Consider the following 26,329-nt stretch of genomic DNA (forward strand, 5'->3'; position numbering starts at 1 on the left):
TTGGCCACCGGCGTATAGGTGTAGGTGCCGTTGCTGTTGACTACCACAGTGCCGTGGGCAGGATTGCTGCCCTTGCTGTAGGTGACGGTATCGCCATCGACATCGGTGGCGGCCGGCAGGCTGCCCGACTTGGCCGTGTCTTCGGCGGTGGTAATGGCAGTACCCGAAGCGGTCGGCGCATCGTTGACCGGGCTGACGGTGATCGCCACAGTGTAGGTGTTGCTGCCGCCCTTGCCGTCGCTGACGGTGTAAGTAAAGCTGTCGGCGCCGTTGTAGTTGGCGGCCGGCGTATAGGTGTAGGTACCGTTGGCGTTGACCACCACCGTGCCATGCGCCGGGTCGCTGCCCTTGCCGTAGGTGACGGTATCGCCATCGAGGTCGGTCGCGGCCGGCAGCGAGCCGGACTTGCCGGTATCTTCCGCCGTCGTGATGGCGGTGCCCGATGCCGTCGGCGCATTATTGGCGGCGGGGTCGGCAAAGTCGACCACGATATCGGCGCGCGCGGCGCCGGTGACCGCGCTGGCCGCCACGCCGCTGAAGGCGCCATTGCCGAAGCCGACGCCGAAGTTGCTGATGTCATTCGCATTGGAGTGCGCGCTGGCGTTGCCGGTGAATTTCAAGGTGGCGGTGGTGGCGCTGGTACGCGTGATTTCCGCCGTCAGGCCGGCCGGGGTATTGGAAAACGTCACGCCGGACAGCGCCGCGCCATCACTGCCGCTGAAGCTGCCGTTGGCCAGGGTGATGGTCGACGTCATCGTAAACGAACCGTCATTGGCGGCCGCTTCGGTGAAGTTGGTGGTGCTGTATTTGATATTGGCCGCAGGGGTCTCAACTTTGTTGGTGTCACCCTTCCAGTCAGGACCTACACTGAAGTCAAGTGCAAAATATGCTCTGCCATCAAGGGTTCCCGTCCCTACCGCATTGCTGCCAGATTTAATCTGGAACGAACTCATCGAATCATAATAAACCTTGACGCGATAGGCATCACCTGTAATCGTGCTAGAAGGATTATTAAAACCGCTTGCTGCTACATATTGGAACGTGACCGAACCGTCGGTTTGGGTGGTGGGTACGAGCTGTGAATTGACAGATAGTTCATAGCGCGAAAAACCCTTGAACTGCTGGTACTGGCGGTCGGTATTGCTGGAGCTGACGCCGTCGATGTCATAGGAGTTGACGGCCACGTTCTGCAACGTGACGGCAGTGCCGGTACCGGCGCCGGTATAGGTGCCGGCCTTATAGAAATCGATGGTAAACGTGGCGCCGCCACCGCCGGCTGTGACGTTCAGATTGGGCTGGAAATAGGCAGCACCTGTGGTTGATGGATTGTCGATCGAATCGTAAGCGCTGATAGTGGCGCGATCCAGCTTAGTGGTCACCACCGCATCGACGGCCTGGCCGTCGATGGTAATAACACTGTTGAAGCGCATGACATCACCGTCCGACTTGCCTGTGCCACTACCGCTGATGCTGGTCAGGCCAGTGCCGATCGTTCCATTGAAGTTCAATGGCTGCCACTTGGCGTCATACACGGTATCGACTGCCAGCTCGCCCTGCCAGCCAGCGCGGTCCAGCGCCATGGCGGCCGTTTCGATGGCGCCGCGCTGCGCTTCCAGGGTCCAGTTGCCGTGGAAGGCGGCGGAGCCGGTGACATCGACCGAGGCGGCCACGTCGGCCTGGGTCAGTTCGGCCAGGCGGTCGACAAAAGCCAGGCCGGCCGCGCCGTCGGCCACGTCGCAGCCGTAGATCAGCAAATCACCATTGGCCGTCAGCGACTGGCCCAGCTGCACGAACTGGTCGCGGTACCACTCGATGTTCGCGCCCGAAATGGTCGAGCCCAGTTCTATCTGGCCGGCGGAGCCGTGCGTAACCAGGTGGATCGCATCGACCGGCGCATGGCCTTTCAAGGCGTCCAGCATTTGCTGCAGGCCGTCGCGGGTATGGTCCAGCACCACCACTTCGACGCCGTCGCGCACGCCGGCCACCAGTTGCTGCAGATTGGCAACATTATCTTCGATAAAAACGATCTCATGACGCGGCTGTTCGCCCGCCGCTGGCGGTACCGCCGCCGGTACCTTGACCTCGGCAGCGGCTTTTTCGGCCGCGGCGCGCTCGGCCGCCGCACCGTCAGCGGCGGCGTGCTCGGCGGCGGCAGCCCGGGCGCCGGCGGCGGTATCGACCGCCGCACCGTCAAACATGATGCGCTGTTCTAGCACCAGCGGCGCCGGAGCGCGGCGCTTGAGCGCACGGCGGGCCGGCGCGGCTGGTGTGGTGGAAGCTTCAATGACGATGCGGTCTGGATTTTTCATGGCGTATTTTTATCAGTAGGTTTTTTGCAATGGATTATTTGCCTGCGGGCGGGTTCAATGCCACCCGGCCACTCATGCCTGCGATCAACTCGGGGAAGCGTCCATCGATGGCGGCCGACAGCTTGACCGACTGGCTGACCGGATCGACGCGCGCGCCGATGCGCTGCACCTTGGCCGGATAGGTCTTGCCGGTTTCATCGATGGCGACCTGGAAAGCGTAGCCGGGCTTGAGCCAGGCCAGCCAGCGCGACGGCACGATGAATTCCAGTTCCAGCGCGGAATCATCGATGATTTCAAGCAGGGCCTGGCCAGGCTGCACGTATTGCTGCTCGCGCACCTTCTGCTCGGTCACGCGGCCGGAAAATGGCGCTTGCACGCTGCATTTGCCGATCACCGCCGCGCCATAGGCCAGCTCGGCCTTGGCCTTGCCCACTTCGGCTTCCGACACTTCCAGCTCGACCTTGCCGATCGAGCGCAATTCTTCCAGGCGGCGGTTGGCGTTATAGGTGTGCTCGGCCGCCGACAGCATGGCCTTGGCTTTTTCGCGCTGCGCCTGCTGCAGCGAGCAGTCGAGCGCGATCAGGGTCTGGCCGGCGCGGAAACTGCCGCCTTCGGTGACCGCGATGCGGCTGATCTTGGCGCCGACTTCGGCTGCGATGGTGGTGTAGCGGCGCGGCGCCAGCTGGGCGCGCACTTCCTGGCGCTCCATCGCCGCGCGCGGCGCGGCCGGCGCCGGCGCGGTAGCCGGTGCCGCCAGCACCGGCGCGGCCAGCGCCGCAGCCAGCGACAGCATCGTCAGGCGCAGTTGCGCGACAGCCATCACTTGGCCACCGCCGGCGCCTGCACGCCCTGGTTCCAGCCGGCCATCGAGGCGCCGACCTCCTTGGTCAGCTGTTCCAGCGGCATGTCGCTGACGCTGCCCAGTACCGGTTCCAGGCCCAGGGTGGCCTGCACCTTGCTGGCCGACGCCTGCAGTTGCGCCAGCGACTGATAGCGGCGCAGCAAGCTCAGAATGGCGGTGGTGCTGTTGGCAACCTGCTCCAGCTTGCCCTGGGTTTCGGCGGTGCCGCGATTCTTGATATGCATGGCGATCTTGGCGTCGGCCTGCCAGATTTCATCGGCGCGCAGATATTGCTTATAGGCGATCTGGTATTGCAGGCGCGACAAATGCACCTGCGTCAGCACCGTCATCTGCGCCGTGATGCGGCGCTGGTCCGCCAGTTTCACGCCCGCTTCGGCCAGGCGTTTTTGCGCCGGGCCCGAGAACAGATTGAACAGGTTGTACGACAGGTGCACGCCGGCATCGTTCCAGCGGTTGTTGATCATGTAGCGGTCGCTGTCGTAGCGCAGGTCGTAATTGAACGACAGGTTCGGGAACATGCGCAGCATGACGCGGCGCGTTTCTTCGGTGGCGATACGGGCGTTATAGAACTGTTCGCGGATATCGGTGTTTTGCATCACCGCCAGCTCTTCCATGCGCTCGACGGGCATGTTCAGCATGGATGCATCGACTTGCGCACCCGGGTCGCTCACTTCCACCACCTGGCTCAATGGTGCGTTGATCAGATGCGCCAGTTCCACCCGGCCGGACGACAATTCCTGTTCGATACTTTCCAGCAGGCGCAGGTTTTCCAGCAACTGGCGCTGGTAGCGCAGCGCATCGACCGGCGAGCGCAGGCGCTCGGCTTCGGCCTTGCGCGCGTCTTTCAGTGCGTCTTCCGCCAGGTTGATCGTTTCCTGCACTTCGGCACGCAGTTTTTGCGCGCTGGCCATGCGCCAGAACGAGGTGCGCACATCCTGGATCAGCACGTGCATGGCCTTGCGGCGGCGCTCGGCGGCGATATTGACGCGGTCGGCGGTCTGCTTGGCGGTGATGTAGCTCATGCCGAAGTCCAGCGCATTCCAGGTCAGGCCCAGGTCATAGGCGGCATGGTTGCGCTCGGACGAAATATAGGGATTGGCCAGCGATGGCTTGCCGGTCACCGAATCAACGCTACGCGTGATCAATTCTTCATCGCGCGTGGTATAGCCGGCGTTGGCCATCAAACGCGGCAGCATGTCCCAGCTGGCGCTGTCGAGCTGGTTCATCGCCAGCGCTTCTTCCATCAGGCGCGTGCGGCGTTCGAGATTGTATTTCAGCGCGCGCGCGATCGCCTCATCCATCGTCAACGCCCCCACCACCGGCGGCACTTCTTCCATTGCCGCCTGGCGATCCAGCGCGGTCTGGGCCGTCAGCTCATTGCTGGTCAACGGTTGTACTTGAACGGTGCCACACGCCGTCAGCATGACGGTGACGCAAGCTGCTACAGCTCGGACGATGATTTTTTTTGCATGGGATCTAGGCGGCAAGAAAGGTTGTCGATGGAAATTATTTATTTGGAACTATCAATTTACTATTTTGCAATATTGAATCTCGCCAATTATATTTTAATGAAACATTTCTGCCTAGCTTCAAAGATAGTAGTTAGGCAATTTTCCATATGAAAATTTTATTGGCAATACAGAAAACAACATTTCCATATCAATACTGAAATATTTTCCTCGTTGACGTATCAAGCGCATTTTTCACCGGTGACAGACGAAAAAAAACCCGGTCAACTGCCCCGGGCTTCCTTGCTTGTAAAGTAACGGTGTTTTTATTTTGGCACGTCAGGTTCTTCCGCCGAGGCCTCGGCCATTTCAACTTCGGCCGCCGGATTGGCAGGCTCGACGGCATCGCCTTCGGCCTGGGCGTCGGCGCCCTCTTCTTCCTCGTACTCTTCGGTGGCGGCGGCATCGCCGGGCGCGGCGGCAATCTCCAGCAGGCGCGCTTCGATCGACAGATCGACTTCGTCCCAGCGCAGCAAGTCCAGCGTGACTTGCGCGCCACGCGCCACGGATGGCATGCCCGGCAGCTTGATCACCAGCGGAATGTCGACCAGGCGCAGTATCTCGTCTTTCAAGACCACCGCATCGACCTGGCGCGCTTCTTCCTGCGCCAGCCAGCGCAGGCACCAGTAGCGTTCCATGTTCGACTGGAAGTCGCCATAGGCGGCATACGCGGCGTCAAACGCCGAGACGATGGCGAACAGATTGGCGTCGCGCGGCTTGAACGGCGCCACCAGCGGGGCGGTGACGCCATGCTCGGCGCAGGCGATGATCTGCCACTGATTGACCAGATCGGTATACCGGCGCAGCGGCGAAGTGCTCCACGCATATTGATCCACGCCCAGGCCCTGGTGCGGCGCCGCATGGGTGACCATGCGCACCTGCATCTTTGCCGCCCAGCCATTGCCGGTGCCGCCACCCTGGCTGCGATAGATGCCGGGCACGCCATGGTCGTGCAGCATCTTGCCCCAGGTACTGTTGGCAAAGATCATCAGTTCGGCGACGATCTTGTCGAGCGGCGCGCCACGCTTGCGGCGCACCACGCTGACGATATCGTTTTCCACATAGAAATTGAAATCGATGCGGTTGTTCTGTTCCGGCTTCAGGCCAAACCCTTCGCGCTTTTTCATGCGGCCCTGTTCCAGCTGCTGGGCCCACTGCCACAGCACGGCAAAGTCGGCCTTGTGCGGGTATTCGCCTTCGCCGCTGGCCAGGGTTTCTTCGTTGACCAGGTCGTCCAGCTGGTTATGGCGCAAATTGCTGGCGATCGGCACCAGCTCGGCGCGCGTTTTCGTGCTGACCACGGCCCAGTCGGCTTTCGGGTCCAAGGTGGCGTACAGCGACAGCGCCGGGCAGGTCGTGCCTTCGGCCAGGGTAAACGCGTTGACGATCTCGTCCGGCAGCATGGTGATCTTGTCGCCCGGCATGTAGACCGTCGACATGCGCTGGCGCGCCATCTTGTCGATCGCGTCGTCCGGACGGATGCCCAGACCCGGCGCGGCGATATGGATGCCGACCTTGACGTTGCCATCAGGCAGGGGCTGCACCGAGAAGGCATCGTCGATCTCGGTGGTGGTCACGTCATCGATGGAAAACGCCGCCACCTCGGCCAGCGGCAGCTTGGCGGTCACCGATGGCACGGGCACGCTGGGGAAACCGGCGCCTTTCGGGAAGTTTTCAAACAAGAACTTCGACAGATGCAGGTCTTTCGGCGTGGCGACGCCGCCGGTGGCCAGCATCAGCCGCGGCGCGCTGGTATGCAGTTCATTGCAGGCAGCTTCCAGCGCCTTGTATTCGATGGTGTTCTTGTCGGGTTTGAACAGCAGTTGCAACACCATCGGCTGCATCGAAGCCGGCAAGCGGTGTTGCTTGAGTTCGTCCACATAACCTGCCTGTACCAGCGCCTGCTGTTTTTTCTTTTCGATACCGGCCAGGGCCGCTTTCAGCGACGCCTCCGGCGCGGCCTTGTAGCGGCCACGGCCCTTCTTGTAGAAATACACGGGGGCCGAATGCAGCGACAGGATCAGGCCGGCCGCTTCGAAGGGCAGCGGCGCATGGCCGAAATATTCGGCGCCCAGCTCGGCAAAGCCGAATTCCTCTTCGCCCGCCACTTCCCACAGGAAGTCGAGGTCGATCTCGGCGGCAACAGTTTTCGCCTGCTCCAGCAGTTCGCCCGGGGCCGGCTTTTCATATTGCAGCAGCACATCCTTGACTTTGACCTTGGTGCGCTTGCCGCTGGCCATTTCGACCTGGTATGCCTCGCCTGCCTGCGACAGGACCGTGCCGACCTTGAAATCGCCGGATTCTTCAAAAAATAGATTCATTGTTATGCTTTATTAATTAATGTGTCATTTGCAACAGCAGGTGCCAATTCCAGCACCGCCGGCAGAAATACTTCCGTGACCAGCAGCAGGCCCTGATGGCGCTGATACAGGCAGCGGCGCGCAAAGAACAGCGCCTGCTCATCGGCCGGGCGCCCATCGCGCGCCAGTGCCGCTTGCGCCCGCAGTACCAGCGGGTGGCCGGCGCGCAGGCGCGCAAATTCCAGTGCGCCGCGGCGCACCATGCGGTCGCCAAACAGGGTCGTGCCCAGCGAGCGTTCGCCCAGCGCGGAAAACAGCGGCCAGTCGGTGGCCGTCGCCTGCATCGGCACCACGGTGTGGCCAAACACGGCCGGCTGGCCGTCGCAGCGCAGCAGCACTTCGCGCTCCCACACCCTGCCCGCCCGGTGCAGGCCGATGATGGCCGCCTCGTCCGTCAAACAGCGCGCCGTTTCCTGGTGCAAACACTGCACGCGAAACGCCCGGCTATGGGCCTTCAGCTTGGCCGTCAGCGAGCCGCCGCCGGTCAGCCAGTGCCGCAAGGCGGGCGGCGCATTGACGGCGTTGACATGCGCATGCCACTGCGCCTGCCGCAGCGAACCCGGCCTCACCGGCCGGCTTCCATGCCGATGCCGCAAAATTGCAGGACTGGCGCCACATAGTCGGCAAACTCGCTGATGCCATGGTCGCTGCCATCGATGATGGTTTGTCTCGCCCCTGCATAATGCGCCACCATGTCGCGGTAGTCGAGCACTTCGTCGCCGGTGGCGGCGAGCAGGAAATACCGTTCTGGCCGGGAAATCGCCGGCACGGCAAACGCGCGCAGCTCATCAATATAGTCGCGCCTGAATTCGAACGGCTCATCGGAATGAAACGCCGTCGTCACGCCCACATGCTGCTCCAGGTCCAGCAGCGGCACGATGGCGGGGTTGAGCAGCACCGCGCGGCAGCCCAGCTGTTCGGCCAGCCAGGTGGCGTAATAGCCGCCCAGCGAGGAGCCGATAATCGTCAGTTGGGCTGGGGTTACGTCTTTGACCAGCGACAAGGCCAATTCGATCGCCAGCTTCGGCGAGGCCGGCAGTTGCGGGCAGCGCCATTCTTCGCTACGGCCCAGCGCCTGCATCTGCGCGGCCAGCAGGCGCGACTTCATCGACAGCGGCGACGAGCGGAATCCATGCAGGTACAAAATCATCGGCCCAGGGCCTCCAGCAACTTCTGGTGCACGCCGCCAAAGCCGCCATTGCTCATCACAATGATCTGGTCGCCAGGGCGGGCGGCGGCAGCCACGGCCGCCACCAGTGCATCGATCTCTTCATAGGCGCTGGCAATCTGGCCCAGCGGCGCCAGCGCGTCACCGAGGCTCCAGCCCAGCGCCTGCTGGCTGCCAAAGCCGAACACCAGGTCGGCATCCTTCAGGCTGCCCGGCAGCGCATCTTTCATGGCGCCCAGTTTCATGGTGTTCGAACGCGGCTCCAGCACGGCCAGGATGCGGCCGCTTTTGCCTATCTTCTGGCGCAGGCCACCGACGGTGGTGGCGATCGCCGTCGGATGGTGGGCGAAATCGTCGTACACGGTAATATTGTCGACCACGCCGCGCACTTCCATGCGCCGCTTGACGCTCTCGAAGGTGGCCAGCGCATCACAGGCCTGGGCAATCGGCACGCCCACATGGCGCGCGGCGGCAATCGCCGCCAACGCATTGCTGCGGTTGTGCTTGCCCGTCAGCGACCATGCCACATGGCCTTCATGCTTGCCCTTGAACTGCACGTCGAAGCTGCCGTTCTCCTGTTCGGTCAACTGCCAGTCGGCATGCTCGCCAAAACTTTCCTGCTCGCTCCAGCAACCACGCGCCAGCACGCGCTGCAACGAAGCTTCGTCGCCATTGACGATCAGGCGGCCGATGCCGGGCACGGTGCGCACCAGGTGGTGGAATTGGGTTTCGATCGCATGCAGATCGGGGAAGATGTCGGCGTGATCGTATTCCAGGTTGTTCATCACGGCGGTTTTTGCGTGGTAATGCACGAACTTGCTGCGCTTGTCGAAAAACGCCGTGTCGTATTCATCGGCTTCGATGACAAAAAATTCGGACTCGGCGCTCTTGCCGTCCATCTTGCCCGACAGACGGGCCGAAATGCCGAAGTTCATCGGCACGCCGCCGATCAGAAAGCCTGGCGCGTAGCCGGCGTCTTCCAGTATCCAGGCCAGCATCGCCGAGGTGGTGGTCTTGCCATGCGTGCCGGCCACCGCCAGCACCCATTTATTGCGCAGGATATGTTCGCCCATCCATTGCGGACCAGACACATACGGCAAGCTGCGGTTGAGGATTTCCTCGACCAGCGGATTGCCGCGCGACACGACATTGCCGATCACATACAAATCCGGGTTCAGCTCGGTCTGCTTCGGGTCGAATCCCTGGATCAGTTCGATGCCCTGCGCTTCCAGCTGGGTACTCATCGGTGGGTAGACGTTGGCATCGCAGCCGGTGACTTTATGGCCGGCTTCCTTGGCCAGGACAGCCAGGCCGCCCATGAAGGTACCGCAAATGCCGAGGATATGAATATGCATGTGATCAGTGGTTCAGTCGCGCAAGGCGTGCTTGTTAATGTAAGGAACGAAGGTCAAGTATGGGATTTTAACCGACGCCATGGTTTTTTCCGCTTCAGAGTATGATCCAGGAATGACGACCGATGCTTTTGATGACAACCGGCAACTACGGCTGGAAATTGCCGCCGCCGCCGCCCGCCTGGTGGCGCAGGATGGCGCCGACTATGGCAGCGCCAAGCGCAAGGCGGCGCGGCAAATCCTGGGCGATGCGCCGGGCGGGGCCAATCTGCTGCCCGATAACGAGCTGATCGAAGAACAGTTGCGCCTGTACAATGCGCTGTTCCTGGCCGACAGCCAGCCGGCGCGGCTGTTTCAGCTGCGCACGATCGCGCTGCAGGTGATGGAAGCGTTGCAACAGTTTCATCCCCTGCTCAGCGGCCCCGTGCTCAATGGCACGGCTGGTCCCCACGATGAAATCTATCTGCAGCTGTTTGCCGAGAGCGCCAAGGATATCCACATCTTCCTGCTCAATAAAAACGTGGTGCTGGACATGTCGGAAACACCGCATTTCAAGGGGCCGCGTTATGATGCTGTCGAGACCGCCAGTTTCCTGTGGAAAAACGAAGGCGTGCATGCTGCCATGTACGAACTCGACGACATGCGCGGCGCGCTCAAGCCCAAGGCCGATGGCAGGCTGCTGCGCACAGATATCGCCGGTTTGCGTACCTTGCTGAGCGATCCACGGACTGAATAAGAAAACCTTTATTTATATCAAATGACCAAGAAGAACATTATTGCCTGTGCCATCGTCGCCCTGCTGTTCGGCGCCATGGGTGCCTACGTGGGCCTGAACAAGAACAAGGAAGCGGCCGCGCCCGTGACCACCACCATGGCGCCGGGCGCCAGCGGCCCCGTCAATGAGCTGTATGCGCTGTCGCTGCCGGACGCGGCCGGCGCCACGCAAGCCCTGGCGCAATGGAAAGGCAAGAACCTGCTGGTGAACTTCTGGGCGCCCTGGTGCCCGCCCTGCGTGCAGGAAATGCCGGAACTGTCCGAAGTGCAAGGCGAATTTGCCGGAAAAAATCTGCAGATCATCGGCATCGGCATCGATTCGGCCAGCAATATCGCCACCTTCGCCGAAAAGGTCAAGATCGCCTACCCGGTGTATGTATCGGGCATGAGCGGCACCGATCTGTCGCGCCATTTCGGCAATGCCACGGGCGGCTTGCCGTTTACCGTGCTGATCGGCGCTGATGGCGAAGTCAAGAAGACCTATCTGGGCCGCCTGAAATTCGATCAATTGCGCGCCGACCTGGCCAAATTGTAAATTCGACAGCGTGCTTTTTTCTCTTGCCAATGCGTATCTTTGGCGGCAAAATGCGGAACTTTCGCTAAAACGGTCTTCCATACATGGCAAAAAACCTCCTCCTGCTCAACGGCCCCAACCTGAATTTGCTGGGGACGCGCGAGCCTGAGGTCTACGGCGCCAGCACCTTGGCCGATATCGAGCAGGCGGCGATGGCGCAAGCCCTGGCGGCCGGCGCCGATCTGGTATGCTTCCAGAGTAACCATGAAGGGGCGCTGATCGACCGTATCCACGCCGCGCGAGCGGAAGGGGTGGACGCGATCGTCATCAATCCGGGTGGCCTGACCCATACCAGCGTGGCCTTGCGCGATGCGCTGGCGGGAGTGGCCATTCCGTTCGTGGAAGTTCATATCTCGAATATTTACCAGCGCGAAACGTTTCGTCATCACTCATTCCTGAGCGCGATCGCGCAGGGGACGATCTGCGGACTGGGTATCGATGGATATCGGTTTGCCATCGACTTTGCGCTTAAAAAACGTTAATCTACGCGATCTGCACGCAATTAGCGCGGCGACGGGTTTTTCGACCGCACCGCACCACTTATAAAACAAATTACATTCCTAGGGGTTTCACATGGATCTACGAAAACTCAAGACCTTGATCGACCTGGTCGCCGAATCGGATATCGCAGAACTGGAAGTGACCGAAGGCGAAAGCAAGGTTCGCATCGTCAAATCGTCGGCCATGCCGCAAAACCAGATGGTCATGATGCAGCCACAAGGCATGCAAGCCCCTTACCAGACCGCCCCGCAAGCCGCGCCAGCGCCGGCAGCGGCACCGGTGGTGGTGGCCGCCGAGCCGACCGGCTACGTGGTCAAGTCGCCGATGGTCGGCACCTTCTACCGTTCCTCCGCTCCTGGCAGCGCCGCGTACGTCGAAGTCGGTTCCACCGTCAAGGAAGGCGACACCCTGTGCATCATCGAAGCGATGAAGCTGTTGAATGAAATCGATACCGACAAAGCCGGCGTCGTGACCCAGATCCTGGTGGAAAACGGCCAGCCGGTCGAATTCGGCCAACCCCTGTTCGTGATCGGCTGATACCCTGTCCACACGGCCGGCAACGGCCGTTTGCAGTTTTAACGCCCCTCACACTTGTTGTTCCGCCGGCTAGCCGGCTCTCACAGACATACGCGAACCTACCATGTTTGAAAAAATCCTGATTGCCAACCGTGGTGAAATCGCCCTCCGTATTCAGCGCGCCTGCCGCGAAATGGGCATCAAAACGGTTGTAGTTCACTCTGAAGCCGACAAGGACGCAAAATACGTCAAGCTGGCCGACGAATCCGTTTGTATCGGGCCGGCCCAGTCCGCCCTGAGCTACCTGAACATGCCAGCCATTATCAGCGCCGCCGAAGTGACGGACGCGCAGGCGATCCACCCGGGCTACGGCTTCCTGTCGGAAAACGCCGACTTCGCCGAACGCGTCGAAAAATCGGGCTTCGTCTTTATCGGTCCCCGTTCCGAATCGATCCGCCTGATGGGCGACAAAGTGTCCGCCAAGCAGACCATGATCAAGGCCGGCGTACCGTGCGTGCCAGGCTCGGAAGGCGCATTGCCGGACGATCCGAAGGCGATCGTGCAAATTGCGCGCAAGATCGGCTACCCGGTCATCATCAAGGCAGCCGGCGGCGGTGGCGGACGCGGCATGCGCGTGGTGCACACCGAAGCGGCCCTGATCAACGCCGTGGCGATGACCAAGACCGAAGCGGGCACCGCCTTCGGCAACCCTGAAGTGTATATGGAGAAGTACCTGGAAAATCCGCGCCACGTGGAAATCCAGATCCTTGCCGACGAACACAAGAACGCCGTCTGGCTGGGCGAACGCGACTGCTCGATGCAGCGCCGCCACCAGAAGGTGATCGAAGAAGCACCGGCGCCGGGCATCCCGCGCAAACTGATCGAAAAGATCGGCGACCGTTGCGCCGAAGCCTGCCGCAAGATCGGCTACCGCGGCGCCGGCACGTTTGAATTCCTGTACGAAAACGGCGAGTTCTATTTCATTGAAATGAATACCCGCGTGCAGGTGGAACACCCGGTCACCGAGATGATCACCGGCATCGATATCGTGCAGGAACAGATCCGTATCGCCGCCGGCGAAAAACTGCGCTATCGCCAGCGCGACGTGCTGCTGTCGGGCCACGCCATCGAGTGCCGCATCAACGCCGAAGATCCGTTCAAGTTTACGCCGTCGCCAGGCAAGATCATTTCCTGGCACGCACCAGGCGGCCCCGGCATTCGCGTCGATTCGCATGCCTACGCCGGCTACTATGTACCGCCGCACTACGACTCGATGATCGGCAAAGTGATCGCTTACGGCGCCACGCGCGAGCAGGCCATCCGCCGCATGCAGATCGCCCTGTCCGAAATGGTGGTCGAAGGCATCAACACCAATATCGCCCTGCACCGCGAACTGATGATCGATGCGCGCTTCATCGAAGGCGGCACCAACATCCATTACCTGGAACAGAAGCTGGCCGACATGCCGGACCTGGGCAAGAACATCCATGGCGACACCCCGAGCATTGCCAAGAAATCGGAAATCAAGGCGGGCGCATGAGCTGGACTGAAATCGTCATCGAGATCGCGCGCGACAACGCCGAGGCCATGTCCGACGCCTTGATGGAAGCGGGCGCCCTGTCGGTCTCGGTGGAAGACGCCGACGAAGGCACCGACGCCGAGCAGCCGCTGTTTGGCGAACCCGGCATGGAACCGAAGGAAGCGGCGTGGGAACGCAGCCGCGTGGTGGCGCTGACCGACGTCGACGCCGACCAGGCCGCCATCGTGGCGGAAGCTGCCGCCGCCATCGGCCTGGCCGACGCGCCGGCGTTCACCACTCGTCCGGTCGAAGAACAGGACTGGGTACGCCTGACGCAATCGCAGTTCGCGCCGATTCACATCGGCAAGAACATCTGGGTCGTGCCGAGCTGGCACGAGGCACCGGACCCTGATGGCCTGATCCTGGAGCTGGACCCGGGCCTGGCTTTCGGCACCGGCAGCCATCCGACCACGCGCCTGTGCATGGAATGGCTGGAAGCGCATCCCGCGCCCGGCAAGACCGTGCTCGACTATGGTTGCGGTTCCGGCATCCTGGCCATGGTGGCCAAGAAACTCGGTGCGGAAACTGTCGCCGGCGTCGATATCGACCCGCAGGCGATCGAATCGGCGCGCGACAATGCCGAGCGCAACGGCTGCGAGATCGACTACTTCCTGCCAGACACCTTCGCCACCTCGGCGCATGCGACGGCAAAGTTCGACATCGTGGTGGCCAATATCCTGTCGAGCCCATTGAAGCTGATGGCGCCGATGCTGTCCGGCCGCGTGGCAGATGGCGGTGCCTTGATCCTGTCGGGCGTGCTGGCGCGCCAGGCCGAGGAAGTCGCTGCTGCCTACGCACCGTTCATCCAGCTCGGTGTCTGGGCTGAGCAAGACGGCTGGGTGGCCCTGCACGGCCGCCTGGGTGCGTCCAGCGCTCCGGCGCCGCGCGCGGAAGGTGCATAAGCACAGCAATGGCCCTCGCCACCAAATGCCCCCATTGCAACACGATATTTCGGGTCGCCGCTGACCAGTTGAAATTACGTGGGGGCATCGTACGCTGTGGCACCTGCAAGGAAGTCTTTGACGGCAATGCCGCGCTGGTCGATCCAAGCGCGGCATTGTTGCCGTCTGCGGGCCCGATTCCTCCGGTGCCTGTGGCACCTATCCTGCCGCCAGTGCTGGCGCTCGATATTCCCGACGACACCCCACCCTATGCCGGCCATGAGGCAGAGCCGGTGTACACCCTCGACTTCGACACCTCGTTCGATCCCTTCGGCATCCTGCCCGAAACGGCGCAGCTGAAGGCCGGCCAGGACGAGCGGCGCGACGACGAGGAAGCCATCGAGCTCGACCTCGATATCGGCCAGGCGCTGCCCGGCGAGCCGGAAGCTGAACCTGAAGCCGTGCCCGAATCCGGACCCGAACCTGAGCCGGCGCCGGTGATTGCGGCGACAGCCGTGCCGATGGCGCCCTTCCGCCGCCGCGAAACCGAGGAAGCGCCCGCCTTTGTCACCTATTTGCGCGACAGCCGGCGCGAGCCGAAGTTCGAGGCCGAGGCGCCGGCAGCAGCCGAGCAGGTAGCCGAGCCTGAAGCCGAAGCGTATAAAGTCAGCCTGGACAAACCTGCGCAGCCGGCCCCGGCCGGTGCGCGCCAGGAACCCACGCTGAGCGACCATTCCTTCGACCTGCCGGAAGGCAGCGCGCCGCCAGCGGACGAGCTGCATGTGCTGGACGACCTGCCACCGGTTGAAGAACCCGCTTTCGTGACCCAGGGCCGGCGCCGCGAACAGAGCGGCAAGGCCTTGCGCATCGCGATGGCGGCCGGCGCGGTGGCCTTGTTGCTGCTGTTGCTGCTGCAGGTGATGACCACCTTCCGCAATCCGCTGGCGGCGCAGTTTCCGCAGTTCAAGCCGGCCCTGGCCGCGCTGTGCTCGGTCAGCGGCTGCCAGGTCGACCTGCCGGCGCAGATCGAAGCGCTGGCCATCGAGCAGGGCGAACTGCAGACCCTGGCACCCTACCGTTTTTCCTACGTCTCGCAGCTGCGCAACCTGGGCCGCAGCGCACAGGCCTGGCCGAACATCGAACTGATCCTCAACGACGACGATGGCAAGCCCGTGCTGCGCCGCGTGGTCGCCCCGCGCGATTACCTGCCGGCCGGCACCGATGTGAGTAAAGGCTTTGCGCCGCGCTCGGAACAGAACATCAAACTGTATTTCAGCTTGGACCAGCTTGCGGCGTCTGGCTATCATATCGCCATCTTTTACCCTTGACTGACACTATCATGACCAAAACTTCATTGATCTGCGGCTCGCTCGCCACCGACACCATCATGCAATTCCCGGGCCGTTTCGGCGAATCGCTGCTGGCCGACCAGTTGCACAAAGTGAACGTCTCGTTCCTGGTGCCCACCATGCGCACCGAGTTCGGCGGCTGCTCGGGCAATATCGCCTACAGCCTGAAAATGCTGGGCGGCGATCCGCGCATCGTCGGCGTGATGGGCCAGGACAGCGCCGCCTACCTGGAGCGCCTGCAAAAGCTGGGCATTTCCACCGCCAACATCCTGATCAAGGCCGACAGCTACAACGCGCAGTGCTTCGTCACAGCCGACAGCGACAACAATCAGATCAACGCCTTCCACCCGGGCGCCATGTCGTTCGCGCATGAAAACCCGATCGCCAACGCCGGCCCGGCCCGCGTCGCCATCATTTCGCCGGACGGCGACCAAGGCATGCTGAAACACGCCGCCGACCTGGCCGAGCTGGGCATTCCCTTCATGTTCGATCCGGGCCAGCAATTGCCACGCTTCAATGGCGAACAGCTGATCGACTTCATCGACAAGGCGACGTATGTGTCGGCCAACGATTATGAGATGGAAATGTTGATGGAACGCACGGGCTTGACCCTGCCGGAAATCGCCAGCCGCCTGGAAGCGCTGATCATCACGCGCGGTGAAAATGGTTCGGAAATTCATGTGGGAGGCAAGCGCATCGACATTCCTGTCGTGGCCGCCAAGGAAGTGCTGGACCCGACGGGCTGCGGCGACGCCTACCGCGCCGGCCTGCTGTTCGGCATCACCAACGACCTGGGCTGGGAAACCAGCGGTCGCCTGGCCAGCCTGCTGGGCGCCATCAAGATCGCCACCCAGGGCGCGCAGAACCATGTGTTTACGCCGGAGAGCATCGCCGATCAGTTTGAGGCGGCGTTCGGTTACCGTTATTAAAATCATGGGTCGGGTTGCGCGACACGCGTAACCCGACCGGCATTATCGTCCCATCACAAAAATCATCCCCACCAGCATCTGCGCAATCTGCAGCAGGATCAACGCCACCAGCAGCGACAAATCCAGGTTGCCCACCAGCGGCACTACCTTGCGAATCGGTCGCAGCAGTGGCTCGTTGAGGGCCCGTACGAACGGCGCCAGCGGCGCATGCGGGTTGACCCAGCTGAAGATCGCCTCGATGATCAGCAGCGCCATGAAACCGTACAGTATCCATTGCAGGAAGCGCTGCAGGGCTTTCAGCAGCACCGCCTCGACCGGCAGGCCGGCGATGAACCAGATGCAGGTGGCCAGCAGCACGATCAGGAAGGCGCCGATCAGGCTGGCCCAGTCATAGCCGCCCACGCCCGGCACGACGCGGCGCAGCGGGCGCACCAGCCAGTCGGTCAATTGAAAGGTGAACTGCGCCACCGACGACGGCGGACGCACGCGCACGGCCTGCATCCAGAAGCGCAGCAGCAGCACGCCGCCCAGCAGCGTGGCAATGGTATCAACGATCAATGTAAGGATAGTGATCAGCACAACAAATTCTCCAAAAAAAAACCGCTGTGTGATTATCACACAGCGGCGTGTTGCCTCATGCAGGCATCCGCTTCGTCACATTACGATGGGCGGGTGCTGGTAGGGAATGGCCAGGCTGCGGCCGGTGCCAACACGGTTTTTGCTACAGGTGCGATCGGCGCTGCTGCCGGCTTGGCGGCTTCCGCTTTTTTCGGCGCGGCCTTTTTAGGCGCGGCCTTCTTGGCGGCTGGCTTGGCGGCGGCTGGTGCTGCAACTGCTGGCGTCGCGGCCGGTGCAGGTGCTGCTGCGGCTACCGGTGCTGCGGCGGCTGGCGCTGCGGCTGGCTTGGCTGCTGCTTTTGCCGCAGGTTTTGCCGCTGGCTTGGCTGCTGGCTTGGCTGCTGCTTTGGCGGCAGGTTTCGCTGCCGGCTTGGCTTCTGCTGCAACCTTCGCTGCAGGTTTGGCCGCTGCCTTGGCCGCAGGTTTCGCTGCTGGTGTGGCCGCTACTTTAGCTGCTGGCTTGGCTGCAGGTTTTGCCGCTGCTTTTGCTGCTGGCTTGGCTGCTGCTTTTGCCGCTGGCTTGGCTGCTGCTTTCGCTGCAGGTTTCGCTGCAGGTTTCGCTGTTGCTTTTGCTGCTGGCTTGGCTGCAGGTTTGGCTGCTGCTTTTGCTGCTGGCTTGGCTGCGGCTTTGGCCGCAGGTTTCGCTGCTGCTTTTGCCGCTGGTTTGGCTGCCGCTTTAGCTACTGGCTTGGCTACAGGTTTAGCTGCTGCTTTAGCCGCTGGTTTCGCTGCTGCTTTAGCCGCTGGTTTCGCTGCTGCTTTGGCCGCTGGTTTCGCTGCTGCTTTGGCCGCTGGTTTCGCTGCTGCTTTGGCCGCAGGTTTCGCCACAGGCTTGGTTGCTGCTTTTGCTGCAGGTTTTGCCACGGCCTTGGCCGCTGCTTTTGCCGCAGGTTTCGCTGCTGGCTTGGCTACTGCTTTGGCTGCAGGTTTTGCCACGGCCTTGGCCGCTGCTTTGGCCACAGGTTTCGCTGCTGGCTTGGCTACTGCTTTGGCTGCAGGTTTTGCCACGGCCTTGGCCGCTGCTTTTGCCGCAGGTTTCGCTGCTGGCTTGGCTGCTGCTTTGGCTGCAGGTTTTGCTGCTGCCTTGGCTACTGGCTTGGCTGCCACTTTAGCTGCCGGCTTGGCGGCTGCTTTCGCTGCTGGTTTGGCCGCAGGTTTTGCTGCTGGTTTTGCTGCGGCCTTGGCTGCTGGTTTGGCGGCAACCGGCTTGGCTGCGGCTGCCGGCGTCTTCGCGGCAGGAGCAGCTTTGGCGGCTGGTTTCTTTACTTCTGATTTCTTAGCGGCTGTTGCCATTTGTCTCTCCTTCATCTGAGATGAGAAATTTAAGCTACAAGATTTAAACCCGTCCAACCCACCACAAGGATAGGCCAGGCGAATTATTCATCGGCACAAACGGTCGTTTGCGCTAATGAATTCGGCACCAGCTGAACTGCTGCAACTCCTCACGTTTGCAGCACTTCAGCCATCGTCGGTGCCACCCTGCTTTATCTCGCAGCTGGTGGCAAAGTCTGAATTCGGTTGTTTCGTTTTCGATGCCGTGCGTTTTTTCCGCTCCTCGCATCGCGCTCGCCACCCGACCGTATCGTCAAATAAAAAACCGCCATGCCTGAAAAAAATCGGGCACGGCGGCAGACGAAAACGGTGTGGTTTTATGCATATCCGTGTAAATCTGTATCCCTGTTTTGCGAGCTTTTTCTGGCGTCGCGCTGGTCAAAAAACCCCGCATACTACCACTCGCATTTGCAATCGTCCTAAAGTACACGAAAACCTTGTCGATGCGCAACCGGCACGATACGTTTTCACGGGCTTTTTTGCAGGGATAGGCGCGCTAACGTACAAACGAGCGGCAAACGACCAATTTACATGCGCTCATGCCGATATGGGCACTCGCCGCGCATGGTCTTCGCATGCGCAAACACGGAGCCGCGCATGGCGTTTTCAGCGCCAGTCGCCGCGCGCAATTGCGCGCGATTTGAGCATCACGCCGCGCGTTTTTTTGCAGCGATATTTTGCTGCCACAGAGGTCCTTCAACGTCGCATCACGCAGCGTCCTGCCGGCTTTCCGGACAGCCGACTCCCCATGCCGGAGCAAACACAATAGAATGCATCCTTCTCTTGTTAGCCTTGACCTGACCATGCCGCGACACGCTCCGCTTATTCCCATCCTCGCTATCCTGGGCGCCGTCACCGCGCTCGGCATCGGCACCTCCTGGGCCAAGCACAGCCTGTTTCCCGTGGTGGGTGCACAGGGCACGACGGCCGTGCGGGTCGGCTTTTCCGCCTTGCTGCTGCTGTTGTTCTGGCGTCCCTGGCGCTGGACCTTGAGCGGCCAGGAAGCGCGCACGGTGGCCCTGTACGGCGCCGCGCTGGGTGCGATGAATCTGTGCTTCTACATGTCGCTGCGCACCATCCCCTTCGGCCTCGCCGTGGCGATCGAATTTTCCGGGCCGCTGGCCGTCGCCCTGTTTTCTTCACGACGCCCGCTCGATTTCATCTGGGTGCTGCTGGCCGCCGCCGGCCTGGCGCTGCTGCTGCCGCTCGGTCATGACGTGTCCACGCTGGACCCGGCCGGCGTGCTGTTCGCGCTGGCCGCCGCCGTGTTCTGGGCCACCTACATCATCTTCGGCAAGCGCGCCAGCCATCTGCATGCGGGCCATTCGGTCTCGCTGGGCCTGTTCGTGGCGGCGCTGGTGGTGGTGCCGGTGGGCGTGGCGCACGCCGGCAGCGCGCTGCTGTCGCCGGCGATACTGGCCACGGGGCTGGGCGTGGCGCTGATCTCGAGCGCGATCCCGATCTCGCTCGAGATGGTGGCCCTGAAACGCCTGTCGTCGCAGGCTTTCGGCATCATGGCCAGCATGGAGCCGGCCGTGGCGGCCCTGCTGGCTTTGACCCTGCTGGGAGAGTACCTGGACGCCATCCAGTGGCTGGCGATCGCTTTGATTATCGCGGCGTCGGTCGGCAGTTCGGTGACGGCGCAACGCGGCAAGCGCGTGCCGGCGGCAATCCTGCCCGGATAAAAAAATGCGCCGTCACGGCGCATTTTTTGAGTACACGGATAAAGCGGCTTATTCCCAGTTCAGCGCGCCGCCGGTCTGGTATTCCGTCACGCGCGTTTCGAAGAAGTTACGTTCCTTCTTCATGTCGATCATTTCGCTCATCCACGGGAATGGATTTTCCTCTTGCGCGAACAGCGGCTCGAGGCCGATCTGCTGGGCGCGGCGGTTGGCGATAAAGCGCAGGTAGCCCTTGAACATCGGCGCGTTCAGGCCCAGCACGCCGCGTGGCATGGTGTCTTCGGCATACGCGTATTCCAGGTCGACCGCTTTCAGGAACAGGACCTTGATCTCTTCGCGGAATTCGGCCGTCCACAGCTGCGGGTTTTCCATCTTGATGGTGTTGATCAGGTCGATGCCGAAGTTGCAGTGCATCGATTCGTCGCGCAGGATGTACTGGTACTGCTCGGCCGCGCCCATCATCTTGTTCTGGCGGCCCAGCGCCAAAATTTGCGTAAAGCCCACGTAGAAGAACAGGCCTTCCATCAGGCAGGCGAACACGATCAGGGATTTCAACAGCTTCTGGTCGTTTTCCGTCGTGCCGGTGGTGAACGTCGGGTCGGTCAGCATGTCGATGAACGGGATCAGGAATTCATCCTTGTCGCGGATCGACTTGACTTCGTTGTAGGCGTTGAAGATCTCGGCTTCGTCCAGGCCCAGCGACTCCACGATGTACTGGTAGGCGTGGGTGTGGATCGCTTCCTCGAAGGCCTGGCGCAGCAGGTACTGGCGGCACTCGGGGGCCGTGATGTGGCGATAGGTGCCCAGCACGATATTGTTGGCGGCCAGCGAATCGGCCGTCACAAAAAAGCCCAGGTTGCGTTTCACCAGGCGGCGTTCGTCTTCCGTCAGGCCGTTCGGGTTTTTCCACAGCTCGATATCGCGCTGCATGTTGACTTCCTGCGGCATCCAGTGGTTGGCGCAGCCGGCCAGGTATTTGTCCCATGCCCATTTGTACTTGAACGGCACCAGCTGGTTGACGTCGGTCTTGCCGTTGATGATGCGCTTGTCGTCGGCATTGACGCGGCGCGCCACCTGCTCGGCGTTCGCTTCGGACGGCTCGGCGCCGGCCGGCACGTTCAATTCGGTATTGCCCAGTGGCGCCTGCTGCGCCGGACGCGGCACGGCTGCCGGCGTGGTTTCATCATCCCAGGATAAGGACATAATTATTTCTCTCTCAATGCAGATATTCACATCAGCCCGGCGCTGCCGGGCTGACCACTAAACTATTATTGGCAGGCTTCGCACTCTTCGAAGCCGTCGTCACCCGGGCGCAGGTAGCAGGCTTCGCCATCGGCATCGTCCGCTGCTGCGGCAATCGCCACTGGCGCCACGGCGACGGCCGCCGCCGCGACACTCGCTGCCTGGGCGCTCTGGGCGCTGGCCGACATGCCGCCGTCGACTGCCACGGCGTTCAGGGCGCCAGTCTTGGAGGTCGATTTCTCCATGTGGGTGGCGGCGATGGTGCGCAGGTAGTAGGTGGTTTTCAGGCCACGCAGCCATGCCAGTTTATACGTTTCGTCCAGTTTCTTGCCCGAGGCGCCAGCCATGTAGATGTTCAGCGACTGGGCCTGGTCGATCCACTTCTGACGGCGCGACGCGGCTTCCACCAGCCAGCTCGGCGATACTTCGAAGGCGGTGGCGTAGATGTCGCGCAGGTCTTGCGGAATGCGGTCGATTTTTACCAGGGAACCGTCGAAGTATTTCAGGTCCGAGATCATGACTTCATCCCACAGGTCGCGTACCTTCAGGTCGCGCACCAGGTAGCCGTTGATTTCGGTGAATTCGCCCGACAGGTTCGATTTCACGTACAGGTTCTGGAACGTCGGCTCGATACAGGCCGACACGCCGATGATGTTCGAAATGGTGGCGGTCGGTGCGATCGCCACGCAGTTCGAGTTGCGCATGCCGAACTTGGCGATGCGTTCGCGCACCGGGGTCCAGTCCATCGCCGACGAGCTGTCCACTTCCAGGTAGCCGCCGCGCTCTTCGGCCAGCAGTTTCACGGAATCCTGTGGCAGGATGCCGCGGTCCCACAGGGAACCTGCGTACGACTCGTAGCGGCCGCGCTCTTCTGCCAGTTCGGTCGACGCCAGGTAGGCGTAGTAGCACACCGCTTCCATCGAGGTGTCGGCAAACGACACGGCGGCATCCGAGGCGAACGGCACGCGCATCATGTGCAGGCAATCCTGGAAGCCCATGATGCCCATGCCGACCGGACGGTGGCGCATGTTCGAATTGCGAGCCTTGTCGACGGCGTAGTAGTTGATGTCGATCACGTTGTCCAGCATGCGCATGGCGGTGCGCACGGTCTTGGCCAGCTTGACGTGGTCGAGCTTGCCTTCTTTCATGTGCGCCGGCATGTTGACGGAACCGAGGTTGCAGACGGCGATTTCATCGCTGCTGGTGTTCAGGGTGATTTCCGTGCACAGGTTCGAGCTGTGGACCACGCCGACATGCGACTGCGGGCTGCGGATATTGCACGGATCCTTGAAGGTGATCCATGGGTGGCCGGTTTCAAACAGCATCGACAGCATCTTGCGCCACAGGTCGAGCGCGGCGATTTTCTTGAACGAACGGATTTCGCCGGCGGCCGCTTTCGCTTCGTAGCCCAGGTAGGCGGCTTCAAACGCCTTGCCGACCTTGTCGTGCAAATCTGGCGTTTCCGATGGCGAGAACAGGGTCCACTCGCCTTTTTCCATCACGCGCTTCATGAACATGTCGGGTATCCAGTTCGCCGTGTTCATGTCGTGGGTGCGGCGGCGGTCGTCGCCCGTGTTCTTGCGCAGGTCGAGGAATTCCTCGATGTCCATGTGCCAGGTTTCCAGGTAGGCGCAGACGGCGCCCTTGCGCTTGCCGCCCTGGTTCACGGCCACGGCCGTGTCGTTCACCACTTTCAGGAACGGCACCACGCCTTGCGACTTGCCGTTGGTGCCCTTGATATGGGCGCCCAGGGCGCGCACTGGCGTCCAGTCATTGCCCAGGCCGCCTGCATACTTGGCCAGCAGCGCGTTGTCCTTGATGGCGTCGTAGATGCCTTCCAGGTCATCGGAGACGGTGCTCAGGTAGCACGACGACAGCTGCGAACGCAGCGTGCCCGAGTTGAACAGGGTCGGCGTCGAGCTCATGAAGTCGAACGAGGACAGCAGGCTGTAGAACTCGATGGCGCGCGCTTCGCGGTCCGACTCGTTCAGGGCCAGGCCCATCGCCACGCGCATGTAGAACGCCTGCGGCATTTCGATGCGCACGTCCTGGATATGCAGGAAGTAGCGGTCATACAGGGTTTGCAGGCCGATATAGCCGAATTGCAGGTCGCGGTCGGCAACGATGGCTTTGGCCAGACGTTCCAGGTCGAAGCTGGCCAGCACCGGATTCAGCAATTCAGCGGAGATACCCTTGGCGATATACGCCGGGAAATAGGTCAGGTATTCGGCGGCGGCGGCCGCTTGCGGCACTTCCTTGCCGAACACTTCCTTGCGCACCGTGTGCAGCAGGATGCGGGCCGTCACTTGCGAGTAGGCCGGGTCTTTTTCCATCAGCGCGCGCGCTGCCAGGATGGCCGACTTGTGCAGCTCTTCGACCGGCACGCCGTCGTACAGGTTTTTCACGGTTTCAGCCAGGATGGCGTCGGCATCGACGTGTTTTTCCAGGCCGGCGCAGGCGGCGTTGATCAGGTCGCGCACTTGCTGCATGTCGAGCGGGCGGCGCACGCCGTTGTCGAGCACGTTCAGTTGCGGTGCGGCCACTTGCGCGGAACCACCCAGGGCTTCCTTCTGCAGGCGGCGCTCCTCCATGTGCTTGGCGCGGTACAGCACGTAGGCACGCGCCACGTCGTGTTCGCCCGAACGCATCAGCGACAGTTCCACCTGGTCTTGCACGTCTTCGATATGGAAGGTGCCGCCGCCCGGCTGGCGGCGCACCAGCGCGGCGACCACGCCGGCCGTCAATTGTTCCACCAGTTCGCGCACGCGGGCGGAAGCGGCGCCCTGGCCGCCGTTCACGGCCAGGAACGCCTTGGTCATGGCGATCGCGATTTTCGAAGGCTCAAATGCCACCACCGCGCCGTTGCGGCGGATGATGCGATAGTCGCCCATGGCCGCGCCGGTGCTTGCCACGCTGTGCGCCGCGCCTGGCGCTGGCGGTACTGGCGTTGGATGGATGGAAATATCTTGAGGTGATTGCATTGAAGCTCCCGTTGTCAGCTAAAGTCAGCCTGCAGTTTTGCTGCCGCGTGTGTTGTTGAATAGAACGCCCGATGGTCCGGGCTTCTTCCGGTATTTATTGTTAAAAACTACATATTCAAGGCATCAGATGATACAAATGAAAATAGCCTGCCCTCACGGCCATGGATGGCGCGAAACATGTCTCTGAGGGTGATAAACCGCCAGTGTCAGATTGCCAGGTGAGCACGCAATGGTGTTGGCGCTGGCTTGACACTAATGCTGAAAACATCTGTGATGGCACTACATTTAGTAACTACATCTAATTTATGCACTAATTGTAGTACCCATCGATGGCAGGCGCAATACTTTTCCCGCCTGTGTCCTGCTTAATTTTTCCGATTTCATGCACGAATTCAATTGACTTTTCAGGGCATGGATAACAGGCCCGGCACCCGCATAGTAAGCACTAACGCAGGCCGCTGCGGACCGCTGCGCGCCCCATTCCCGATATGAATCCAGATCAATTTCAGCCTGGTTTGACCTTGCTATGCCAGCAATTATTTACGCCAATGCAACTACTGGAACAGTCGCCGGCCGCGGCTGGCGAAACCGGGACCGGCATTATAATCTACCGCGCCGCTTCGGTCCCGGCGCCGCCTGTTTCGGCTCAGCCCGGCGGCTCGCGCAGTTGCAATTTTTGCATGCGGTAGCGCAGCTGGCGCACGCTGATGCCCAGTTGCCGCGCCGCGCGCGCGCGGTGGTAGCGCGTTTGCGCCAGGGCCTGCAAGATCATCTCGCGCTCGGTTTGCAGCAGGAACAGCTGCAGCGGCACGATGGGCGCGCCGCCATGCCCCATGCCGGGCAGCGGCAATTGCCGGCCGGGCAAGCCGCCGTTCAAGGCCGTCACCGGCGCCGGCGCGGGTACCGCCACAGGCAAGCCCAGCCCATCGACCGTGATCATGCCGCCATCGGCAAAGGCCAGCGCCCGCTCCAGCAGGTTTTCCAGTTCGCGCACATTGCCGGGAAAAGCATGGCGCGCCAGCGCCGCCAGGACCGCCGGCGCCAGGTGCATGTCTTGCCGTGGCGCCAGGCGGGCCAGGATGGCATCGCACAAGGCCGGCAAGTCGCCCAGCCGCTCGCGCAAGGGCGGCACGGCCAGTTCGATCACGTTCAGGCGGTAATACAGATCCTGGCGAAAGGTGCCGGCCGCCACGCCGCGCGCCAGTCCGTGCTGGCTGGCGCACAGGATGCGCACGTCGACGGCTTCGTCGGTGCTGCCGCCCAGTTTGCGCACGCGGCGCTCCTGCAGCGCCCGCAACAGCTTGACCTGCATCGCCAAAGGCACATCATCGACCTCGTCGAGCAGCAGGCTGCCGCCGTCGGCCGCCTGGAACAGGCCCTGCCGTTCGTGCAGCGCGCCCGTATAGGCGCCCGGACGGCAGCCGAACAGTTCGGCTTCCATCAGGCCCTCGGGGATGGCGCCGCAATTGACGGCCACGAAAGGGCCATCGGCGCGCGCGCCCTGGGCGTGGATGGCGCGCGCCACCAGCTCCTTGCCGCTGCCCGACTCGCCGCGGATCGCCACCGGCGCGCCGGAGGCGGCGATGCGCACGATCTGCGCCCTCAGCGCCTGCATGGCGGCCGAGCTGCCGCTCAGTTGCGGTATGGAATCTTTAGTGATGGGCGCGAGATGGCCGCCGGTACGCGAACTGGGCATAAGCTATCCTTTCAACAAGGACTCTGATCGGGCACGACAATAATGCCTGCCACGGCCATGCTACGCCTGGCCGGTGGCCGATGGCGTTACGATACGGATGAGCAATGCAGGCGGGAG

23 protein-coding genes are annotated in these 26,329 nt (G+C 61.9%); 12 read left to right on the forward strand and 11 right to left on the reverse strand.

All coding sequences use genetic code 11. The annotated features are described in order from the left end of the window. From ACP7B7_RS18290 to mpl, 7 genes are all read right to left on the reverse strand, one after another. Positions 1–2,309 (reverse strand): DUF4347 domain-containing protein (locus ACP7B7_RS18290; RefSeq protein WP_426077591.1); only part of this gene is annotated, 2,309 nt, incomplete at its 3' end. A 34-nt stretch (positions 2,310–2,343) separates the two neighbouring features. Then, positions 2,344–3,129, reverse strand: a complete 786-nt coding sequence (locus tag ACP7B7_RS18295) for an efflux RND transporter periplasmic adaptor subunit (protein ID WP_308924459.1) — start codon at positions 3,127–3,129, stop codon at positions 2,344–2,346. Beyond that, positions 3,129–4,559, reverse strand: a complete 1,431-nt coding sequence (locus ACP7B7_RS18300; protein ID WP_308924458.1) for a TolC family protein — start codon at positions 4,557–4,559, stop codon at positions 3,129–3,131. The genes ACP7B7_RS18295 and ACP7B7_RS18300 overlap by 1 nt, the downstream gene beginning before the upstream one ends. A gap of 386 nt (positions 4,560–4,945) precedes the next feature. Beyond that, entirely contained in the window at positions 4,946–7,000 is a 2,055-nt protein-coding gene (locus ACP7B7_RS18305) for a ribonuclease catalytic domain-containing protein (RefSeq protein ID WP_308924457.1), read from the reverse strand. 2 nt (positions 7,001–7,002) lie between these two features. Then, positions 7,003–7,608 (reverse strand): chorismate--pyruvate lyase family protein, encoded by a 606-nt coding sequence (locus ACP7B7_RS18310; RefSeq protein WP_308924456.1) that lies wholly within the window; start codon positions 7,606–7,608, stop codon positions 7,003–7,005. Continuing rightward, entirely contained in the window at positions 7,605–8,189 is a 585-nt protein-coding gene (locus ACP7B7_RS18315; protein WP_308924455.1) for a YqiA/YcfP family alpha/beta fold hydrolase, read from the reverse strand. The genes ACP7B7_RS18310 and ACP7B7_RS18315 overlap by 4 nt, the downstream gene beginning before the upstream one ends. Further along, positions 8,186–9,562: a UDP-N-acetylmuramate:L-alanyl-gamma-D-glutamyl-meso-diaminopimelate ligase gene (gene mpl / locus ACP7B7_RS18320; protein ID WP_308924454.1), complete on the reverse strand. Its 1,377-nt coding sequence runs from the start codon at positions 9,560–9,562 to the stop codon at positions 8,186–8,188. The genes ACP7B7_RS18315 and mpl overlap by 4 nt, the downstream gene beginning before the upstream one ends. A 112-nt stretch (positions 9,563–9,674) precedes the next feature. Between mpl and ACP7B7_RS18325 the strand changes: the two genes are divergently transcribed. From ACP7B7_RS18325 to ACP7B7_RS18360, 8 genes are all read left to right on the forward strand, one after another. Then, entirely contained in the window at positions 9,675–10,295 is a 621-nt protein-coding gene (locus ACP7B7_RS18325; protein WP_308924453.1) for a hypothetical protein, read from the forward strand. Between the two features lie 21 nt (positions 10,296–10,316). Further along, positions 10,317–10,868 (forward strand): TlpA family protein disulfide reductase, encoded by a 552-nt coding sequence (locus ACP7B7_RS18330; protein ID WP_308924452.1) that lies wholly within the window; start codon positions 10,317–10,319, stop codon positions 10,866–10,868. 83 nt (positions 10,869–10,951) lie between these two features. Continuing rightward, positions 10,952–11,389, forward strand: a complete 438-nt coding sequence (gene aroQ / locus ACP7B7_RS18335) for a type II 3-dehydroquinate dehydratase (protein WP_308924451.1) — start codon at positions 10,952–10,954, stop codon at positions 11,387–11,389. Between the two features lie 91 nt (positions 11,390–11,480). Then, positions 11,481–11,945: an acetyl-CoA carboxylase biotin carboxyl carrier protein gene (accB, locus tag ACP7B7_RS18340; RefSeq protein WP_308924450.1), complete on the forward strand. Its 465-nt coding sequence runs from the start codon at positions 11,481–11,483 to the stop codon at positions 11,943–11,945. 103 nt (positions 11,946–12,048) lie between these two features. Further along, positions 12,049–13,464 (forward strand): acetyl-CoA carboxylase biotin carboxylase subunit, encoded by a 1,416-nt coding sequence (gene accC / locus ACP7B7_RS18345; protein WP_308924449.1) that lies wholly within the window; start codon positions 12,049–12,051, stop codon positions 13,462–13,464. Continuing rightward, entirely contained in the window at positions 13,461–14,405 is a 945-nt protein-coding gene (gene prmA / locus ACP7B7_RS18350) for a 50S ribosomal protein L11 methyltransferase (RefSeq protein WP_426077593.1), read from the forward strand. Before accC ends, prmA begins: the two co-directional genes overlap by 4 nt. 8 nt (positions 14,406–14,413) lie before the next feature. Beyond that, positions 14,414–15,712, forward strand: a complete 1,299-nt coding sequence (locus tag ACP7B7_RS18355) for a DUF3426 domain-containing protein (protein WP_308924447.1) — start codon at positions 14,414–14,416, stop codon at positions 15,710–15,712. An 11-nt stretch (positions 15,713–15,723) separates the two neighbouring features. Beyond that, the gene (locus ACP7B7_RS18360) at positions 15,724–16,662 is read left to right on the forward strand and encodes a carbohydrate kinase family protein (protein ID WP_426077594.1); all 939 of its coding nucleotides are present in this window, start codon (positions 15,724–15,726) and stop codon (positions 16,660–16,662) included. A 42-nt stretch (positions 16,663–16,704) separates the two neighbouring features. Here ACP7B7_RS18360 and ACP7B7_RS18365 read toward each other — a convergent pair whose 3' ends face one another. Then, positions 16,705–17,241 (reverse strand): YggT family protein, encoded by a 537-nt coding sequence (locus ACP7B7_RS18365; RefSeq protein ID WP_426077595.1) that lies wholly within the window; start codon positions 17,239–17,241, stop codon positions 16,705–16,707. Positions 17,242–17,485: 244 nt separating this feature from the next. On the opposite strand from ACP7B7_RS18365, the gene ACP7B7_RS18370 reads away from it, so the two are divergent. The 4 genes from ACP7B7_RS18370 to ACP7B7_RS18385 all read left to right on the forward strand — a co-directional run bounded on the left by ACP7B7_RS18370 (position 17,486) and on the right by ACP7B7_RS18385 (position 20,296). Continuing rightward, a complete protein-coding gene (locus ACP7B7_RS18370) occupies positions 17,486–17,731 on the forward strand; it encodes a hypothetical protein (protein ID WP_308924444.1) in 246 nt (81 codons plus the stop codon). After that, entirely contained in the window at positions 17,692–18,591 is a 900-nt protein-coding gene (locus ACP7B7_RS18375; protein WP_426077596.1) for a hypothetical protein, read from the forward strand. The genes ACP7B7_RS18370 and ACP7B7_RS18375 overlap by 40 nt, the downstream gene beginning before the upstream one ends. A 96-nt stretch (positions 18,592–18,687) precedes the next feature. Beyond that, positions 18,688–19,380: a hypothetical protein gene (locus ACP7B7_RS18380; protein WP_426077597.1), complete on the forward strand. Its 693-nt coding sequence runs from the start codon at positions 18,688–18,690 to the stop codon at positions 19,378–19,380. A gap of 34 nt (positions 19,381–19,414) precedes the next feature. Next, positions 19,415–20,296: an EamA family transporter gene (locus tag ACP7B7_RS18385; protein ID WP_308924441.1), complete on the forward strand. Its 882-nt coding sequence runs from the start codon at positions 19,415–19,417 to the stop codon at positions 20,294–20,296. Between the two features lie 48 nt (positions 20,297–20,344). Here ACP7B7_RS18385 and ACP7B7_RS18390 read toward each other — a convergent pair whose 3' ends face one another. From ACP7B7_RS18390 to ACP7B7_RS18400, 3 genes are all read right to left on the reverse strand, one after another. Continuing rightward, positions 20,345–21,496, reverse strand: a complete 1,152-nt coding sequence (locus tag ACP7B7_RS18390) for a ribonucleotide-diphosphate reductase subunit beta (protein ID WP_308924440.1) — start codon at positions 21,494–21,496, stop codon at positions 20,345–20,347. Between the two features lie 65 nt (positions 21,497–21,561). After that, positions 21,562–24,516: a ribonucleoside-diphosphate reductase subunit alpha gene (locus ACP7B7_RS18395; RefSeq protein ID WP_426077598.1), complete on the reverse strand. Its 2,955-nt coding sequence runs from the start codon at positions 24,514–24,516 to the stop codon at positions 21,562–21,564. A gap of 646 nt (positions 24,517–25,162) precedes the next feature. After that, entirely contained in the window at positions 25,163–26,212 is a 1,050-nt protein-coding gene (locus ACP7B7_RS18400; protein ID WP_426077599.1) for a sigma-54 interaction domain-containing protein, read from the reverse strand. Positions 26,213–26,329: the final 117 nt, after the last annotated feature.

It is taken from the genome of Janthinobacterium sp. PSPC3-1, assembly GCF_049896105.1.
In the GTDB taxonomy this organism is placed as follows: Bacteria; Pseudomonadota; Gammaproteobacteria; order Burkholderiales; family Burkholderiaceae_D; genus Janthinobacterium.